The 16297-nt window shown below is 53.2% G+C and carries 11 protein-coding genes, 2 tRNA genes and 3 rRNA genes; 11 read left to right on the top strand and 5 right to left on the bottom strand.

Features of this window, described 5'->3' with window-relative positions:
• Positions 1-1797, top strand: a complete 1797-nt coding sequence (locus MKX42_RS29900; protein WP_340756832.1) for an ABC transporter ATP-binding protein — start codon at positions 1-3, stop codon at positions 1795-1797.
• Between the two features lie 184 nt (positions 1798-1981).
• Here MKX42_RS29900 and MKX42_RS29895 read toward each other — a convergent pair whose 3' ends face one another.
• Positions 1982-3178 carry a nucleotidyltransferase domain-containing protein gene (locus MKX42_RS29895; protein WP_340756829.1) on the bottom strand — a complete coding sequence of 399 codons (1197 nt, stop codon included), beginning with the start codon at positions 3176-3178 and terminating at the stop codon, positions 1982-1984.
• A 203-nt stretch (positions 3179-3381) separates the two neighbouring features.
• Between MKX42_RS29895 and MKX42_RS29890 the strand changes: the two genes are divergently transcribed.
• A complete protein-coding gene (locus MKX42_RS29890) occupies positions 3382-4092 on the top strand; it encodes a DUF554 domain-containing protein (protein WP_340756827.1) in 711 nt (236 codons plus the stop codon).
• A 24-nt stretch (positions 4093-4116) separates the two neighbouring features.
• On the opposite strand, the gene MKX42_RS29885 is transcribed toward MKX42_RS29890, so the two are convergent.
• Together MKX42_RS29885 and MKX42_RS29880 are read right to left on the bottom strand one after the other, a co-directional pair.
• Positions 4117-4533, bottom strand: coding sequence for a hypothetical protein (locus tag MKX42_RS29885; RefSeq protein WP_340756825.1), 417 nt, complete (start codon positions 4531-4533; stop codon positions 4117-4119).
• A 167-nt stretch (positions 4534-4700) separates the two neighbouring features.
• Positions 4701-5645: an NADP-dependent oxidoreductase gene (locus tag MKX42_RS29880; RefSeq protein WP_340756822.1), complete on the bottom strand. Its 945-nt coding sequence runs from the start codon at positions 5643-5645 to the stop codon at positions 4701-4703.
• 201 nt (positions 5646-5846) lie between these two features.
• Between MKX42_RS29880 and MKX42_RS29875 the strand changes: the two genes are divergently transcribed.
• On the top strand, positions 5847-6287 hold the full coding sequence (locus MKX42_RS29875; protein ID WP_340756820.1) for a HEAT repeat domain-containing protein: 441 nt from the start codon (positions 5847-5849) through the stop codon (positions 6285-6287).
• A 101-nt stretch (positions 6288-6388) separates the two neighbouring features.
• Entirely contained in the window at positions 6389-6961 is a 573-nt protein-coding gene (locus MKX42_RS29870) for a hypothetical protein (protein WP_340756818.1), read from the top strand.
• 133 nt (positions 6962-7094) lie between these two features.
• Here the strand turns inward: MKX42_RS29870 and MKX42_RS29865 are convergent, their stop codons facing one another.
• Positions 7095-8633, bottom strand: coding sequence for an acyl-CoA synthetase (locus MKX42_RS29865; protein ID WP_340757888.1), 1539 nt, complete (start codon positions 8631-8633; stop codon positions 7095-7097).
• 344 nt (positions 8634-8977) lie between these two features.
• Between MKX42_RS29865 and MKX42_RS29860 the strand changes: the two genes are divergently transcribed.
• Positions 8978-9487: a GNAT family N-acetyltransferase gene (locus MKX42_RS29860; protein WP_445669398.1), complete on the top strand. Its 510-nt coding sequence runs from the start codon at positions 8978-8980 to the stop codon at positions 9485-9487.
• Between the two features lie 104 nt (positions 9488-9591).
• Entirely contained in the window at positions 9592-10308 is a 717-nt protein-coding gene (locus MKX42_RS29855; RefSeq protein ID WP_340756813.1) for a hypothetical protein, read from the top strand.
• 90 nt (positions 10309-10398) lie between these two features.
• Here the strand turns inward: MKX42_RS29855 and MKX42_RS29850 are convergent, their stop codons facing one another.
• Complete coding sequence (locus MKX42_RS29850) at positions 10399-10524, bottom strand: DUF4023 family protein (protein WP_076161612.1); 126 nt, start codon at positions 10522-10524, stop codon at positions 10399-10401.
• 471 nt (positions 10525-10995) lie between these two features.
• Between MKX42_RS29850 and MKX42_RS29845 the strand changes: the two genes are divergently transcribed.
• The 5 genes from MKX42_RS29845 (at position 10996) to MKX42_RS29825 (ending at position 16195) form a co-directional block, all read left to right on the top strand.
• Positions 10996-12556: ribosomal RNA gene (locus MKX42_RS29845) — 16S ribosomal RNA — on the top strand.
• Between the two features lie 297 nt (positions 12557-12853).
• Positions 12854-15780 (top strand): 23S ribosomal RNA (locus MKX42_RS29840).
• Between the two features lie 78 nt (positions 15781-15858).
• Positions 15859-15975: ribosomal RNA gene (rrf, locus tag MKX42_RS29835) — 5S ribosomal RNA — on the top strand.
• The 16S, 23S and 5S rRNA genes sit together here with 2 tRNA genes alongside, the layout of an rRNA operon.
• A gap of 51 nt (positions 15976-16026) precedes the next feature.
• A tRNA-Asn gene (locus MKX42_RS29830) sits at positions 16027-16102 on the top strand.
• A 3-nt stretch (positions 16103-16105) separates the two neighbouring features.
• Positions 16106-16195: transfer RNA gene (locus MKX42_RS29825), tRNA-Ser, on the top strand.
• The last annotated feature ends 102 nt before the right edge of the window (positions 16196-16297 follow it).

The following is a 16297-nucleotide window of genomic DNA, read 5'->3' as shown; positions in this document are numbered from 1 at the left end:
ATGCAAGCCATAATCTACTACGTCCGGCAGCTTCAGCGGTTGTCGGGCGTGAAGCTGTATCTTAATCTGTTTGGCATGGTGATCAGTGGTCTGCTGGAGAGCTCTGCCATTCTGCTGCTGGTTCCCATGCTTGGCATGGCCGGCATTCAGCTGGGCGGCGCTGCGGCTGGCTACCATCTTCCCATGCTCGGATTCATCAGTGAACTGCCGCAATCCACAGCACTGCTGCTGGTGCTGGGCAGTTACGTTCTAATTGTGCTCTGCCAGAATCTGATCGCAAGGTTCGTGGCAATCCGCAATGTCGAGATTCAGCAGACCTATGGCAGACAGCTGCGGGTTGAGGTTTATGGCGCATTGCTGCGGGCGCAATGGTCTTTTTTTCTGAAGAAGCGTACCTCCGATTTGATCAATATGATGACCACCGAGCTGGCCAGAGTCCTGGCGGGTATCAGCGGCTTCCTGCAGTTGCTCACTTCGCTGTTGTTCACATTGGTGCAGATTGCCTTTGCCTTCTGGCTCTCCCCCAAGATGACACTGGCGGTTCTCGTCTGCGCGGCGCTGCTGTCCATCTTCTCCCGGCGGTTCATCCGTAAGGCGAAGAGGCTGGGCAGCCGCAGCACAGAGCTGGGCAAGACGTATCTGGGCGGCATTACCGATCAGCTGAACGGAATCAAGGACATCAAAAGCAATAATCTGGAGCAGTCCCGCCTCGATTGGCTGCATGCCTTCACCGGCGAGGTCAAGCAGGAGCAGCTCGACTACACACGCCTGCGCTCTAACTCCCAGCTCCTGTATAAGCTGTCCTCCACGCTGCTGATTGCTGTATTTATCTTCGTGTCCTTCCGGTTCATGCAAGTGCAGGGGCCGAATCTGCTGCTGGTCATTCTCGTCTTCACCCGGCTGTGGCCAACCTTCTCGACGCTACAGTCGCTGCTGGAGCAGCTGGCCTCAGTAGTGCCATCCTTCAAACAACTGCAATCGCTGCAGGAAGAATGTCTGGCTGCTGTCGAGCATGAAGCGGATCAAGGCGGAGCACGTGTGCTGCCGATGACACTGGAGCGCGGTCTGGAGGCCCGAAATGTCGATTTCCGTTATCATGCGGACGAGCCGCAATATTCGATCCAGAACGTCAATGTGCGGATTCCCGCCCGGCAGATGACGGCGATTGTCGGACGTTCAGGCGCCGGCAAAAGCACACTCGTCGATCTGCTCATGGGACTGATGCAGCCGGAGAACGGGGAGATCCTGGCGGACGGTGAGCCGGTCACAGGGGAGCGGCTGCTGTCCTACCGCAGATCCATCGGGTATGTGGCGCAGGACCCGTTCCTGTACAACGCTACTATCCGAGATAATCTAATGATGATTAAGCCGGATGCAGAGGAAGCAGAGCTGTGGGAGGCGCTGGAGTTTGCTTCCTCGGCGGACTTTGTCCGCAGGCTGCCGGACGGACTGGATACACTGCTCGGCGACCGGGGAGTCCGCCTGTCGGGCGGGGAGCGGCAGCGTCTGGTGCTGGCGCGCGCTATTATCCGCAAGCCGTCGATTCTGGTGCTTGATGAGGCGACTAGTGCGCTCGACACCGAGAACGAGCAGCGGATTCAAGAGGCGCTGGAGCGGATTAAGGCTTCGGTGACCGTCATCGTCATTGCCCACCGCCTGTCCACAATCCGTGGAGCCGATCAGATTCTGGTCATCGACCAGGGCCGGGTCATCCAGCAGGGAGTCTACAGCGGTCTGGCTTCTGAGAAGGGCGGCATGTTTAGCCGGCTATTGAAGGGGCAGGAAGAGGCTGGATAAGGGTATACCTAAAACGCGAATGTAGGCGAAAAACCGAACATATTCGGTGCTGCGTGGGTGTGTGGCCCGAATGTAATCGAAAAACCGATTACATTGGCTGACCGCCACCCGGCTCCGAAACCGTAAAAAGGCAAGTGCTGCTAATCTAACGCAGCACTTGCCTTTTTGGTATGGCTGTCCCTGCCTACATCTCCTTCTCCGCACCCGTCACCTTCCGCCAGCTCCACAGCAAAGGCCGCAGCGGGAAATACAAGAAATGCAGCGGCTTCGGCAGCGGCAGGGTCTTGGCATCCGCTGCATAGGGATAGAGGAAGCTGGCGGAGCGGAGCATCCGGCTTCGGGTGGATAGAATGCTTGGAAGGTACCGGTTGAAATGCTGCTCCACCTCCGGCTCCAGCGGAGGGGTATTCAAATTCACGATGCGCGGGAGATAGAACAGAATGTCCTGTGCCAGCCTGCGGGCCTTGGGGTTGTCCATCATCGGGGACAGCGCCGGGTCAACCGGCGTCTCCAGCAGCTCTCTGGCCAGAATCAGCGTCTGTCCTCCTATGGCGTTGTGATCATAGCGCTGTAGTAGGCGGACCAGGTTGGCGGAGTCGGGCGGCTGCTGTCCCATTAACAGCATCTTGATGTCCTGCAGCCATCTCAGCCGGGACCAGGCATGTCTGGCACCGTGTACAGCCAGGAACATGAACAGATCCTCCGGCCCCAGATAGCGGACATTCTGGCCGAAGGTGCTGCTGGTCCGGGAATGACGCCATAGGTCGTCGAACGCGGGCTCTTTGGCAGGCCCCGGTCCTAATCGCCAGTGAAGTTCCAGGTTGACGTTGCTGACAGGATGCACGAACGTCGAATGATGCTCCCGCCATTTCCAGTCGCCAAGCAGGCTCTCGAACTTGTCTTCCTTCTCATAGCCCAGCCGGATCAGCAAGGTTTCGGCATCCTCCAGCTGTTCAATCGGCACCAGGAAGTCGAGATCCCGGGAGGTGCGCTGCGACAGGTCTCCGTACAGCTCCTGCCCAAGCACCGGCCCTTTGAGGAACAGACAGCGGATATTCAGCTCGGCCAGCTGACCTGCGATATTGCTCATTTCACCGCTAAGCTGAAGCATCTGCACCGTATTCCTGCGGTATTGCCATTTCAACTGCTCCAGAACGTCAGAAGGGACCACCTTCTCCTCCATCTTGCTCAGCCTGGAATAAAGGTAGGGATACACCCTGTGCTGCCGGTTCAGTTCCACGAATAAGTCCCAGTTCACCTCTGTGAACAACTGCGGATGCTTCCGCGCCGTCTCATCTGGATTTCCGGAATTCAGTAGAGCAAGAATAAGGGTGACTTCTTTGGTTAAGCTTGCCTGATTAAGAATCATCCGGTCAGTCATCGAGACGCTCCTTACCTGAGTTGTTCTATTAAAAATGATATTAGTGAGCGTACCATCGATAACCGAAATTTGTCAATTTTTCGCCGGGTGCGTCTCGGAGCTTGTCATTCCTGCCGGCATAGAATAGTCTTGACTCCATAGTGACAGCTGCCCTTATAATGCAGATTAAGAGAGAAAAGAATTGACGGGAGAGTTGCTGAGGAATGGTACTGCTCGGAGCAATCGTGAATGGAATAGCCATTATTGCCGGAACTCTGCTGGGTAAGCTGCTGGAGCGGATACCGGAGAGTATGAAGAACACTGTGATGCAAGCGATTGGACTGGCGCTTATGCTGCTGGGGGTGCAGATGGGCCTGAAAAGCGGAAATTTCCTCATCGTCATTCTAAGTTTAGTGATCGGTGCTGTGGCCGGAGAGTGGATCAACATTGAAGACAAATTCACCCGTGCGGGCGATTGGCTGGAACGCAGAGTAGGTGCGGGCAACCGGGGAAGTATCTCGCTGGGCTTTGTCACAGCAAGCCTGGTGTTTGTCGTAGGGGCCATGGCTATTCTGGGCGCGCTGGACAGCGGCATCAAAGGCAATCATGAAATTCTCTACGCCAAATCCATTATGGACGGCTTCATTGCCATGATTCTGACTTCAACGCTGGGCATCGGTGTGATGTTCTCGGCCATTCCTGTTGTTCTGTATCAAGGAGCCATCGCTTTACTGGCTGCGCAGATTACCCGGTTTGTGCCTGATGCGCTGCTGAGCGACTGTATTGCAGAGATGACCGCTACAGGCGGGGTGATGATTATCGGAATTGGGCTGAACCTGCTCGGGATCACCAAGATCAAGGTAGCTAACCTGCTGCCCGGTATCATGGTGGCTGTACTGCTGGTTGTGCTGGTACATAACTTTCAAGTGAATTGAGGGAGGATCTTTTCCGCTTGAGCTTCAATGAACCTGCTTGCGTCTCTCGTTGATCGAACTAACCCACTGCTGAGTTTGATCTACTTTCCAAGCGGCGCATTCCTCCTGTTCTCCGTCTGTGTATGTAATTCTTAACAGTGGCTGACCGGCCTTCCCGGTTTTGCCGAGATGTGCAGCGGCTGTATCAACACTCAGGATAGATTTCAGCGGGAGGACCAGGCTTCTGGCGGGCAGATACATTTCCCATATCAGATCGTCCTTCAACAGAACAAGCCAGCCATTACCACGGATTTGTCCCTGACCCAGTGTAGAGCGGCCATAGAAGTTGGCAAGACGGTCCGAGACAATAATCGTCTGGTCCTGCAACTGGCGGCGGATTCGCAAGATCCTGACACTTACTATGATTGCAGCAAGCAACAGTACTGTGAATACAATGATCATTGTAATGTCAATCAGCCCCTTACCTGATTTGAGATTATCCGTTGTGCAGCTTCTATGAGGAAAATATCATATGCTGTGGCCGATGGAAATGAGGTTGCGCACAGTATAGTCAGATGCGCTCGCACGGCTACAGCTAATGCTCCGGATATTCCTCTTTTATCCCTCTATTATTTGATTACAATAGCAATAACACCCCGCGCCTTCCCGCTTGCGCTAAGCGCCTCTGCAGTGAGCAGCCCTTCTTCACTAAGTGGAAAAGCACCGCCGATCAGCGGCTGCAGCTTCCACCCGGCCGTCAGCCGGGCCAGCTCGCTCAGCTGATAGGGATCGGCAGCCGGAGTCAGATAAGCTGCTGTAACTCCTTGCTGTGCTGCCAAGGCCGGATCAGGCTGTTCAGCAGTGGAGATCAGCCTTCCGCCCGGAGCCAGTACCGCGAAGCTTCTGCTTAGCACACTGCCTCCTGCGGTATCGATCACCACATCGATGCTCTGTCCCAGAATCGCGGCAAAATCCTGCCCGCTGCTGTTAATCGCCTGATCGGCCCCTAGGCCCCAGGCAACATCCAGCTCATCCTCACTGCTAACGGTAGTAATCACCGTGGCGCCCCGGAGCTTTGCCAGCTGTACCGCGAAGCTGCCGGTTCCGCCTGTACCGTCTTGCACCAGCACGCGGTCCCGGCTTGCGACCTTGGCGGCAGCCAACGCCTGCCAGGCCGCAAGTCCGGCAGCGGGTAACACCCCGGCTGTTGCGAAGGATAACCCCGGGGGCTTAAGCGCAAGCTCATGCTCCTTGGCTAATGTATATTCCGCGTAACCTCCGCTCTTGGCAGCGGGCTTCAGGCCGAATACCTCGTCGCCAGCCTTGAAGCGGCTCGCCCCTGCGCCAGTGTCCGCAACGATTCCGGCTACAACAACGCCTGGAATGAACGGACAGGCTGCAGGGCGTTCCCCGCTGGCAAACCGTGCTTCTTCCAGTATCCTGCAATCTGCAGGATGAACCGAGGTCGCATACATCTCAATCAGCGCCTCATGCTCACCCGGAACAGGCAGGGGGAGGTCAATTTCTGTTAGATGCCCGTGCGGGCCGGGCATATGTATAGCAATGGCTTTCATCTATAGTGGGTCTCCTTTATCTGCTGGCGGATGATTTGGTACATACTATACGCATACGGCTAGCGTTAGTCAAAACCCGTCCTCCAAGTCTTTTTCCATGAATGTTTGGACAAAAGATTGAAATCAAGCAGCGCAGTACGGTAGAATTGCACTAGGTAACGTTCTATATATTAGATTTAACCAAGAAGGGGATTGTAACGCTTGAATAATGAAGAAGTAATCCAAGAGCTGCCAGAGAACTATGACGAACTGAAGAAGGCCGCCGGCCGTTCCGCAGACTGGAGAGCGCGTCTTGAAGCGGTAGAAGAGCTGGGCCGCTACAACCACAAACAAATTATCGATATCCTTAATCGGCTGATGATCAGCGATCCTGTATATACCGTGCAAGAAGCCGCATACAACAAGCTGGTTGCTTTTGGCGAAGAGGTCAAGGTTCCATCGAAGAACAAAGCCGAACTGTTCAAAGGGGTGTCCAAGATCATTCTGCGGATTAAGAAGAGTCTGCCCAAGGACCATACTTACGAAGAGTTCAAAGAGAAGCTGAAGAAAATGCGGGTTGATGTCTACGATGCCTATGAAGGCGAGAAGGGCGCGGATTTCGATCAGTGGCTGGAGAAGATGTGGGCCTCGGCTGCCAAGTAACCAATCTCAAATAACATAGCAATTTAGCATGGCAGCACCAAGCGGAGAGATAGGGGCGTTCCTTATTGCTCCGCTATATTTTTGTGAGAAAGGATGATTACATGCTTACCGGTACATTTCAGGAATTCCTTAAGCTGTCCACGCAGTTGCGTCCCGGGTACACCGCCAGTCTGGGGAAAGCTCAGGCGGGGGGCAGTGATGCGATATTAGAGTTTACACCCGAAGTACCTGCGCTTCTGCGTGCGGTCTATGATACGGTTCTTGGAACGGGCGGCGCCGAGGAAGATCCCAGTCTGCTGGAGTTCATTCCGGGCTACCGGCTGATTCATATCGGGGAATACGGCCATGAAGTGAAGATACTGTCAGGGATTCTGCAGGAAAAGGGATATACCGGCGGTGGAATCGTGTTGCCGCTGCTGACGAACTATGGAAGTGATTATATCTGCTACTACCGCTCTGAAGAAGGCGTGGAACGGATCTGCGATCTGCTGCACGACTACGGAGATCTGGTGGTGATGTACGATTCACCGGCGAAGTTCCTGGAGACGCTGTGTGAATTCTATAAGCAGGAGGTCTATTTCCTGGATGAGGAAGGCTACCTGGACTGCGATCTGGTAAAAGAAGGCGAAGTAGGCGCAGCGCTCAATCCAGATGCGGAGTATTGGTCCGAGTAAGGTATGCACTGCACGCTTAGGCGTCCAAAAACAAAAATCCCCGTCCTGCATCACTGTAGGAACGGGGATTTTATAATTTCGGCTGGCGGGGAGCTGCCAGATTTGCAGTACTCCCTGTACAAAGCAGCTTTTGCTACAGATTAGCGCGCTTTTCCTGCTCACGCAGCTCGATTCTGCGGATCTTTCCGGAGGTAGTCTTCGGCAGATCCGTAATGTATTCGATTTTACGCGGATACTTGTAGGGAGCGGTCTGCTCCTTCACATGTGCTTGCAGCTCTTTGGTCAGCTCAGGTGTTCCGGCATGGCCGTCCTTGAGTACGATAAAAGCCTTGACGACTGACCCGCGGATCTCATCCGGGCTTGCGACTACGGCGCATTCCTTAACGAGGGTATGCTTCATCAGCGCCTCTTCGACCTCGAAGGGTCCGATCGTGTAGCCCGAGCTGATGATGATGTCATCTCCGCGCCCTTCGAACCAGAAATAGCCGTCCTCATCCTTGCGCGCCCGGTCGCCGGTTACAAAATACTCCCCATGCGAGCAGTTCGCTTTGCGCTCAGGATCTTTGTAGTAGTTCTGGAACAATGCAGGCATGCTCAGATGTACGGCGATATCGCCAACCACTCCGGCCGGCAGCGGATGTCCGTCCTCGTCGATCACCTCGACAATGCCCGGAGCAATCGATTTGCCCATGGAGCCGACCCGGATCGGTTCATCCTTCAGCGCTGCGATGATGAGTGTGCTCTCTGTTTGTCCATAGCCGTCACGAATTGTAATATTGAAGTGTTGCTGGAAGGTATGAATCACTTCCTGATTCAGCGGTTCACCGGCAGACACAGCGCAGCGCAGATTGGACAGATCGTATTCTGCCAGACCTTCAGTCTTCGCCATCAGGCGGTATTCTGTCGGTGTGCAGCATAATACCTGGATTTTCTCATCTTGCAGCAACTGCAGGTAGCGCTCCGGATGGAAGGCTCCGTTATAGACGAAGCCAGTGGCCCCGTTGCCGAGTACCGTCAGGAACGGACTCCAGATCCACTTCTGCCAGCCCGGTGCGGCTGTAGCCCAGACCGTATCTGATTCACGAATATCGAACCAGAGGGAGGAAGTGATCCGCAGATGGGCATATCCCCAGCCATGCGTGTGAACTACTGCTTTGGGGTTGCCGGTGGTTCCGGAGGTATAGGCCAGAATGGCGATATCATCGCGGCGGCTGGCAACCGTAGTATAAGAATCAGCTTGTCCTTCCATTAGACCCTCCAGGTCGATCCAGCCTTCTTCAGGCTCAGCCTCACCGCTGGAGACGGACAAGCGGTAGTCCAGTGCGGGCAGATCATCGGAGATTTTGTTCACTTCTCCGGTAACCTCAGACCAGACAATAACGGCCCGCGCTTCGGAATGGCGCAGCCGGTACGAGAGATCCTTCGCCCGCAGCATTTCAGACGAAGGAATAACAGCCAGTCCCAGCTTCAGGCAGGCCAGATATATCGCATAGGCGATGATGCGGCGGGGGACCATGACCAGGACCCGGTCGCCTTGGGTAAGTCCGAGACCGGCCAGGCCGCCTGCGAGACGGTTAGCCTGAGACATGAGCGCACCATAGGTGATTTGCTCCAGGCTCCCATTTTCATGTAACCATTTAATTGCAATCTTATCTTCAGGATGCTGCTCCATTTCCGAAGTCAGATTGTAGAATTCAGGTGCGATCCAACGTTGATTATCCAAATGAACCTCTCCTATATAAGTGTGATGATGTATCTGTTGACTACAGTATAGCACGTTCTCCTAGTACCAGATGCTAATCGGCGCATAGGGAAGCGGAGAATGTTCTGTGACAGTCTTTATTTTGAAGCATCTTGGTGAGTACAGAATCCCTTAAGGTATTTTTAACCGGATAAGGGAACCATACATTAGAGCCCTTCACACAGCGGAGCGGCAGAAAGCAGGCCATTGCAATGGACGAGAATACAGTGATCGATGAGACATTTATTGATGAGACATTTATTAATGAAGGAAGTATTAGTGAAGCAGAATTCAATGAAATATTCGCTATCATGGAAGCCTCTTTTCCGGTAAGTGAGCTTAGAACCCGCAGCGGGCAGCAGGCTCTGCTGGATCAGCCGAATTATCATCTGTGTACCAGCAAGGATACGGAGGGGCAGATACTGGCTTTTCTGGCGGCATGGGAATTACCCGAACTGCGGTTCATCGAGCATATTGCCGTGAATCCCAAGCGCCGGAGCGGAGGGATCGGCCGCAAGCTGATGAGCAGCTACCTTATGCGTTCGGACAAGCCGGTGCTGCTTGAGGTAGAGCCGCCGGACGGGGAACTGGAGCAGAGAAGAATCGGATTTTACGAGCGGTTGGGCTTTTACCTGAATCCCTATGACTACCTGCAGCCGCCGCTGCGTGCGGGGCAAGCCGATCTTCCGCTGCGCATTATGACCTACCCGGAGCCGGTGACGATGAAGGAGTTCCGCCGATTCAGAGATATTTTATACACAGAGGTCTATGGGGTGAGCGTTTGAGTTACTTCTTTACAATCCGGATACAAGTTAGAAACAAGTTAATGGTTTAATGAATTCATAGCAAGGAACACACTAACATCACAGGCTAAGGGAGACGATATTCAATGAAAAGCAAAAAAATGATCATAGCAACGATGGTATTCGGAATGGCCGTTACAGGTTCAGCAGGGGTCTACGCAGGAACGAACATGCAGAAGATCAGCGCCTATCTTAACCACGGCATCGGGTTCAAAGTTAACGGAGCGGCCTATACCCCGGTCGATAACAACGGCAAAACAATGGCGCCAATCACCTATAAGGATACAACGTATCTTCCGGTCCGGGCGATGGCAGATGCACTTAAGGTGCCGGTTACATTTAATCCATCCACGAATGAGGTTATCCTTGGAACTGGAACAGGGGCCACAACGCCGGATAATGGTTCAGCTGTGAAGCTGACGGCGGTACAATACAGTGCGGCGCAGAAGGAGCAGATTACTAAGGCGTTTGCCAACTTCGAGGGCTTTGAGACAGCCTATGCCCCTACACAGATGGTCAGCGGAGATGCCTTCCAGAAGGTTGCGGGCGGTGATGACGGCGTAAGCTTCCTGTTCAATAAAATGCGTGTAACTGTCTCGCCGCGTGACTATTCCGATGGTTATGACAGCAGTACAGTGAAGCTCTCCAATGGAACAGAAGCGAAATGGTACACCCCTTCGGATATGCCGATGCTGACCTTCAAGCTGGCAGACCGTTTTGTAACCATCAGCTCCGCTGACAAATCACTCAGCAAAGCACAAATCGAGAAAGTGGCTGTAGGTGTAACGAAACTGAGCAAATAATTACAACTGCTTCTATAGAATAGAATGCAAAAGGGATGTCCGCAGAGCCGTAACTGGCCGTGCAGACATCCCTGCTTTGTTTTGTCGCCGTTATTTGTTAGAGCTATGCTGCTTATTGGCCAGTCTTGCGCCTGGAGTTCCTTTACCGCGGTTTCTGTTCTTTAGCGCTTTACGCTGATTCTCCTGGAACTTCTCCACGAATTCATGAGTGTCCATAACAATCCCCCTAGAAGGTTAGATAACGTAGGCTTGAGGCTTCCAGAGCTTACGTTTAGATATTCGGTTATTCTGTCCATTCGCGGCTAATATCATTCTAAGATGTTGGTTATAAAATAATGCTTGTAATGAATCTCTATCCGTGATATATTCTATTTCTGGCCGCGAAACATCAACGCCTGGCTCGAAAAAGAAGTTGAAAAAAGAGCTTGCATTGATCGGTTGGATGTGTTATATTATAAGAGTTGCTGGTGACGCGGTGAGCGGCGCTGACGACGAGCTTGATCTTTGAAAACTGAACAACGAGTGAGTACCTGGAAATCACTTCGGTGAGATCCAAATTAGAGAATGTAACAATTCTCGTCAGATGTTTCAAAATGAGCAATCGCTCTTTCTATACTGCAATCTCTTCGTCCGCTCAGCTGAGCTGGACCGAAGAGATTGCAGGTGACGCTTACTTCGTAAGCGTCCTAATTGGAGAGTTTGATCCTGGCTCAGGACGAACGCTGGCGGCATGCCTAATACATGCAAGTCGAGCGGAGTTTGAGAGGAAGCTTGCTTCCTTTCAGATTTAGCGGCGGACGGGTGAGTAACACGTAGGCAACCTGCCCTCAAGCCTGGGATAACTACCGGAAACGGTAGCTAATACCGGATAATTTCTTTTTTCTCCTGAGGAGAGAATGAAAGGCGGAGCAATCTGCTGCTTGGGGATGGGCCTGCGGCGCATTAGCTAGTTGGTGGGGTAACGGCCCACCAAGGCGACGATGCGTAGCCGACCTGAGAGGGTGAACGGCCACACTGGGACTGAGACACGGCCCAGACTCCTACGGGAGGCAGCAGTAGGGAATCTTCCGCAATGGGCGCAAGCCTGACGGAGCAATGCCGCGTGAGTGATGAAGGTTTTCGGATCGTAAAGCTCTGTTGCCAGGGAAGAACGTCCGGTAGAGTAACTGCTGCCGGAGTGACGGTACCTGAGAAGAAAGCCCCGGCTAACTACGTGCCAGCAGCCGCGGTAATACGTAGGGGGCAAGCGTTGTCCGGAATTATTGGGCGTAAAGCGCGCGCAGGCGGTTATTTAAGTCTGGTGTTTAAACCTTGGGCTCAACCTGAGGTCGCACTGGAAACTGGGTGACTTGAGTACAGAAGAGGAAAGTGGAATTCCACGTGTAGCGGTGAAATGCGTAGATATGTGGAGGAACACCAGTGGCGAAGGCGACTTTCTGGGCTGTAACTGACGCTGAGGCGCGAAAGCGTGGGGAGCAAACAGGATTAGATACCCTGGTAGTCCACGCCGTAAACGATGAGTGCTAGGTGTTAGGGGTTTCGATACCCTTGGTGCCGAAGTTAACACAGTAAGCACTCCGCCTGGGGAGTACGGTCGCAAGACTGAAACTCAAAGGAATTGACGGGGACCCGCACAAGCAGTGGAGTATGTGGTTTAATTCGAAGCAACGCGAAGAACCTTACCAGGTCTTGACATCCAACTAACGAAGCAGAGATGCATCAGGTGCCCTTCGGGGAAAGTTGAGACAGGTGGTGCATGGTTGTCGTCAGCTCGTGTCGTGAGATGTTGGGTTAAGTCCCGCAACGAGCGCAACCCTTGACTTTAGTTGCCAGCAGGTGAAGCTGGGCACTCTAGAGTGACTGCCGGTGACAAACCGGAGGAAGGTGGGGATGACGTCAAATCATCATGCCCCTTATGACCTGGGCTACACACGTACTACAATGGCCGGTACAACGGGAAGCGAAGCCGCGAGGTGGAGCCAATCCCAGCAAAGCCGGTCTCAGTTCGGATTGCAGGCTGCAACTCGCCTGCATGAAGTCGGAATTGCTAGTAATCGCGGATCAGCATGCCGCGGTGAATACGTTCCCGGGTCTTGTACACACCGCCCGTCACACCACGAGAGTTTACAACACCCGAAGTCGGTGGGGTAACCCGCAAGGGAGCCAGCCGCCGAAGGTGGGGTAGATGATTGGGGTGAAGTCGTAACAAGGTAGCCGTATCGGAAGGTGCGGCTGGATCACCTCCTTTCTATGGAGAATTGTCTTCTGCAATGAAGACATTCAAATCTTAAATCTAGCCGGTCGGCTAGCTACTCACTCGTTGGTCAGTTTTGAGAGCTCAAACTCTCAACCGGCTGTAACTTCGATCGTCACTGTTGTGATCGACCCGAACTTACAGCAACTTGATCCTTGAAAACTGGATACCGAAACGAATTTGCGTTTTAGAACATTCCTTTAAGCTGAACTTGTGTAAACAAGTTTCAATATTTTAGTGATGCTAAGTGAAGGTTTTTGATTGTGCAAACAAGCAAAACACCGGAACGTTGGTTAAGCTATTAAGAGCACACGGAGGATGCCTAGGCGCCAGGAGCCGACGAAGGACGTGGCGAACAACGAAACTGCCTCGGGGAGCTGTAAGCAAGCTTTGATCCGGGGGTGTCCGAATGGGGAAACCCAGCTGTGGTAATTCGCAGTTACTCGTATCTGAATACATAGGATACGCAGAGGCAGACCAGGGGAACTGAAACATCTAAGTACCCTGAGGAAGAGAAAACAATAGTGATTCCGTCAGTAGCGGCGAGCGAACGCGGAACAGCCTAAACCAAGGGGCTTGCCTCTTGGGGTTGTGGGACGTCTCACATGGAGTTACAAAGGAATATGGTAGGCGAAGAGGTCTGGAAAGGCCCGCGATAGAGGTAAAAGCCCTGTAGCCTAAACTGTGTTCTCTCCGAGACGGATCCCGAGTAGTGCGGGGCACGTGAAACCCCGTATGAATCCAGCAGGACCATCTGCTAAGGCTAAATACTACCTGGCGACCGATAGTGAAACAGTACCGTGAGGGAAAGGTGAAAAGCACCCCGGAAGGGGAGTGAAATAGAACCTGAAACCGTGTGCTTACAAAAAGTCAGAGCCCTCTTTATGGGTGATGGCGTGCCTTTTGTAGAATGAACCGGCGAGTTACGTTTAACATGCAAGGTTAAGGTGAGAAGCCGGAGCCGCAGCGAAAGCGAGTCTGAATAGGGCGACTAAGTATGTGGACGTAGACCCGAAACCGTGTGATCTACCCCTGTCCAGGGTGAAGGTGCGGTAACACGCACTGGAGGCCCGAACCCACGCATGTTGAAAAATGCGGGGATGAGGTGGGGGTAGCGGAGAAATTCCAATCGAACTCGGAGATAGCTGGTTCTCCCCGAAATAGCTTTAGGGCTAGCCTCGGTGAATGGAGTGGTGGAGGTAGAGCACTGATTGGGTGCGGGGCCCGCAAGGGTTACCAAGCTCAGTCAAACTCCGAATGCCATTAACTTCTTGCCGGGAGTCAGACAGTGAGTGCTAAGATCCATTGTCAAAAGGGAAACAGCCCAGACCATCAGCTAAGGTCCCCAAGTGTGTGTTAAGTGGGAAAGGATGTGGAGTTGCACAGACAACCAGGATGTTGGCTTAGAAGCAGCCACCATTGAAAGAGTGCGTAATAGCTCACTGGTCGAGTGACTCTGCGCCGAAAATGTAACGGGGCTAAACACACCACCGAAGCTATGGCTAGATGCTTTGCATCTGGGGTAGGGGAGCGTTGTGTAGGGGTTGAAGGTGTACCGTAAGGAGCGCTGGACACTACACAAGTGAGAATGCCGGTATGAGTAACGAAAAGATCAGTGAGAATCTGATCCGCCGAAAGCCCAAGGTTTCCTGAGGAAGGCTCGTCCGCTCAGGGTAAGTCGGGACCTAAGGCGAGGCCGAAAGGCGTAGTCGAAGGACAACAGTTTGAAATTACTGTACCACCGTAATCCGCTATGAGCGATGGGGTGACGCAGGAGGGTAGTGACGCGGACTGATGGATGTCCGTCTAAGCAGTGAGGCTGGTGTGTAGGCAAATCCGCACACCGCACAGGCTGGGCTGTGATGGGGAGCGAAAATTATAGTAGCGAAGGTCATGATCTCACACTGCCAAGAAAAGCCTCTAGTCAGGAGAAGGTGCCCGTACCGCAAACCGACACAGGTAGGCGAGAAGAGAATTCTAAGGCGCGCGGAAGAACTCTCGTTAAGGAACTCGGCAAAATGACCCCGTAACTTCGGGAGAAGGGGTGCCTCGGTAGGGTGAATAGCCCGAGGGGGCCGCAGTGAAAAGGCCCAAGCGACTGTTTAGCAAAAACACAGGTCTGTGCGAAGCCGCAAGGCGAAGTATACGGGCTGACGCCTGCCCGGTGCTGGAAGGTTAAGGGGAGCGGTTAGGAGCAATCCGAAGCTGTGAACCGAAGCCCCAGTAAACGGCGGCCGTAACTATAACGGTCCTAAGGTAGCGAAATTCCTTGTCAGGTAAATTCTGACCCGCACGAATGGCGTAACGACTTGGGCGCTGTCTCAACGAGAGATCCGGTGAAATTTTAATACCTGTGAAGATGCAGGTTACCCGCGACAAGACGGAAAGACCCCATGGAGCTTTACTGCAGCTTGATATTGAATTTGGGTACGATCTGTACAGGATAGGTGGGAGCCGTAGAGGCAGGAGCGCAAGCTTCTGCGGAGGCGCCGTTGGGATACCACCCTGATCGTATCTAGGTTCTAACCTAGTGCCCTCATCGGGTACGGGGACCGTGTCAGGCGGGCAGTTTGACTGGGGCGGTCGCCTCCTAAAGAGTAACGGAGGCGTTCAAAGGTTCCCTCAGAATGGTTGGAAATCATTCGCAGAGTGCAAAGGCATAAGGGAGCTTGACTGCGAGACCTACAAGTCGAGCAGGGACGAAAGTCGGACTTAGTGATCCGGTGGTACCGCATGGAAGGGCCATCGCTCAACGGATAAAAGCTACCCTGGGGATAACAGGCTTATCTCCCCCAAGAGTCCACATCGACGGGGAGGTTTGGCACCTCGATGTCGGCTCATCGCATCCTGGGGCTGAAGTAGGTCCCAAGGGTTGGGCTGTTCGCCCATTAAAGCGGTACGCGAGCTGGGTTCAGAACGTCGTGAGACAGTTCGGTCCCTATCTGTCGTGGGCGCAGGAAATTTGAGAGGAGCTGTCCTTAGTACGAGAGGACCGGGATGGACGTACCGCTGGTGCATCAGTTGTTCCGCCAGGAGCATGGCTGAGTAGCTACGTACGGACGGGATAAGCGCTGAAAGCATCTAAGCGTGAAGCCCCCCTCAAGATGAGATTTCCCAATTAGTAAGACCCCTTGAAGACGACGAGGTAGATAGGTTGGAGGTGGAAGTGCAGCAATGCATGGAGCTGACCAATACTAATCGGTCGAGGGCTTATCCAAAAGTTTTAACACGCAGATTCGTTTCGGATTCAGTTTTCAGGAATCAAATTCCTGAAGCATTTACGCTGTAAATGCCCGTTTGGTGGCGATAGCGGAGGGGTTCCACACGTACCCATCCCGAACACGACCGTTAAGCCCTCCAGCGCCGATGGTACTTGGACCGAAGGGTCCTGGGAGAGTAGGACGCCGCCAAGCGGACCATCCACACACACTGTGGTATTTTTTTTGCCCTAATTGATTACATATTCCCTGATAGCTCAGTTGGTAGAGCACTCGACTGTTAATCGAGTTGTCACAGGTTCGAGTCCTGTTCGGGGAGCCATATGGAGAGGTGTCCGAGTTTGGCCGAAGGAGCACGATTGGAAATCGTGTAGGCGCCACAAGCGTCTCGAGGGTTCGAATCCCTCTCTCTCCGTAGCATTACTTCTCTGCAAAGGGATGAGAACCCTCAGTGGTTCGTTGGAGCATAGGCTTCGTTAGCACTGCTTCGCAATCTCGTAACGAAGTGAAGAGTATC

The sequence above is a fragment of the Paenibacillus sp. FSL R7-0204 genome (genome assembly GCF_038002225.1).
GTDB lineage: Bacteria > Bacillota > Bacilli > Paenibacillales > Paenibacillaceae > Paenibacillus_AQ.
The sequence above is the reverse complement of the archived record's forward strand: the minus strand, read 5'-3'. Positions and strand labels throughout refer to the sequence as shown.

What these genes read in the sequence shown, in the direction of transcription:
- MKX42_RS29900 (WP_340756832.1), top strand. Translation starts at nt 1, where the DNA reads ATGCAAGCCATAATCTACTACGTCCGGCAGCTTCAGCGGTTGTCGGGC.
- MKX42_RS29870 (WP_340756818.1), top strand. Translation starts at nt 6,389, where the DNA reads ATGCTTACCGGTACATTTCAGGAATTCCTTAAGCTGTCCACGCAGTTG.
- MKX42_RS29890 (WP_340756827.1), top strand. Translation starts at nt 3,382, where the DNA reads ATGGTACTGCTCGGAGCAATCGTGAATGGAATAGCCATTATTGCCGGA.
- MKX42_RS29880 (WP_340756822.1), bottom strand. Translation starts at nt 5,645, where the DNA reads ATGAAAGCCATTGCTATACATATGCCCGGCCCGCACGGGCATCTAACA.
- MKX42_RS29850 (WP_076161612.1), bottom strand. Translation starts at nt 10,524, where the DNA reads ATGGACACTCATGAATTCGTGGAGAAGTTCCAGGAGAATCAGCGTAAA.
- MKX42_RS29855 (WP_340756813.1), top strand. Translation starts at nt 9,592, where the DNA reads ATGAAAAGCAAAAAAATGATCATAGCAACGATGGTATTCGGAATGGCC.
- MKX42_RS29865 (WP_340757888.1), bottom strand. Translation starts at nt 8,633, where the DNA reads ATGGAGCAGCATCCTGAAGATAAGATTGCAATTAAATGGTTACATGAA.
- MKX42_RS29895 (WP_340756829.1), bottom strand. Translation starts at nt 3,178, where the DNA reads ATGACTGACCGGATGATTCTTAATCAGGCAAGCTTAACCAAAGAAGTC.
- MKX42_RS29885 (WP_340756825.1), bottom strand. Translation starts at nt 4,533, where the DNA reads ATGATCATTGTATTCACAGTACTGTTGCTTGCTGCAATCATAGTAAGT.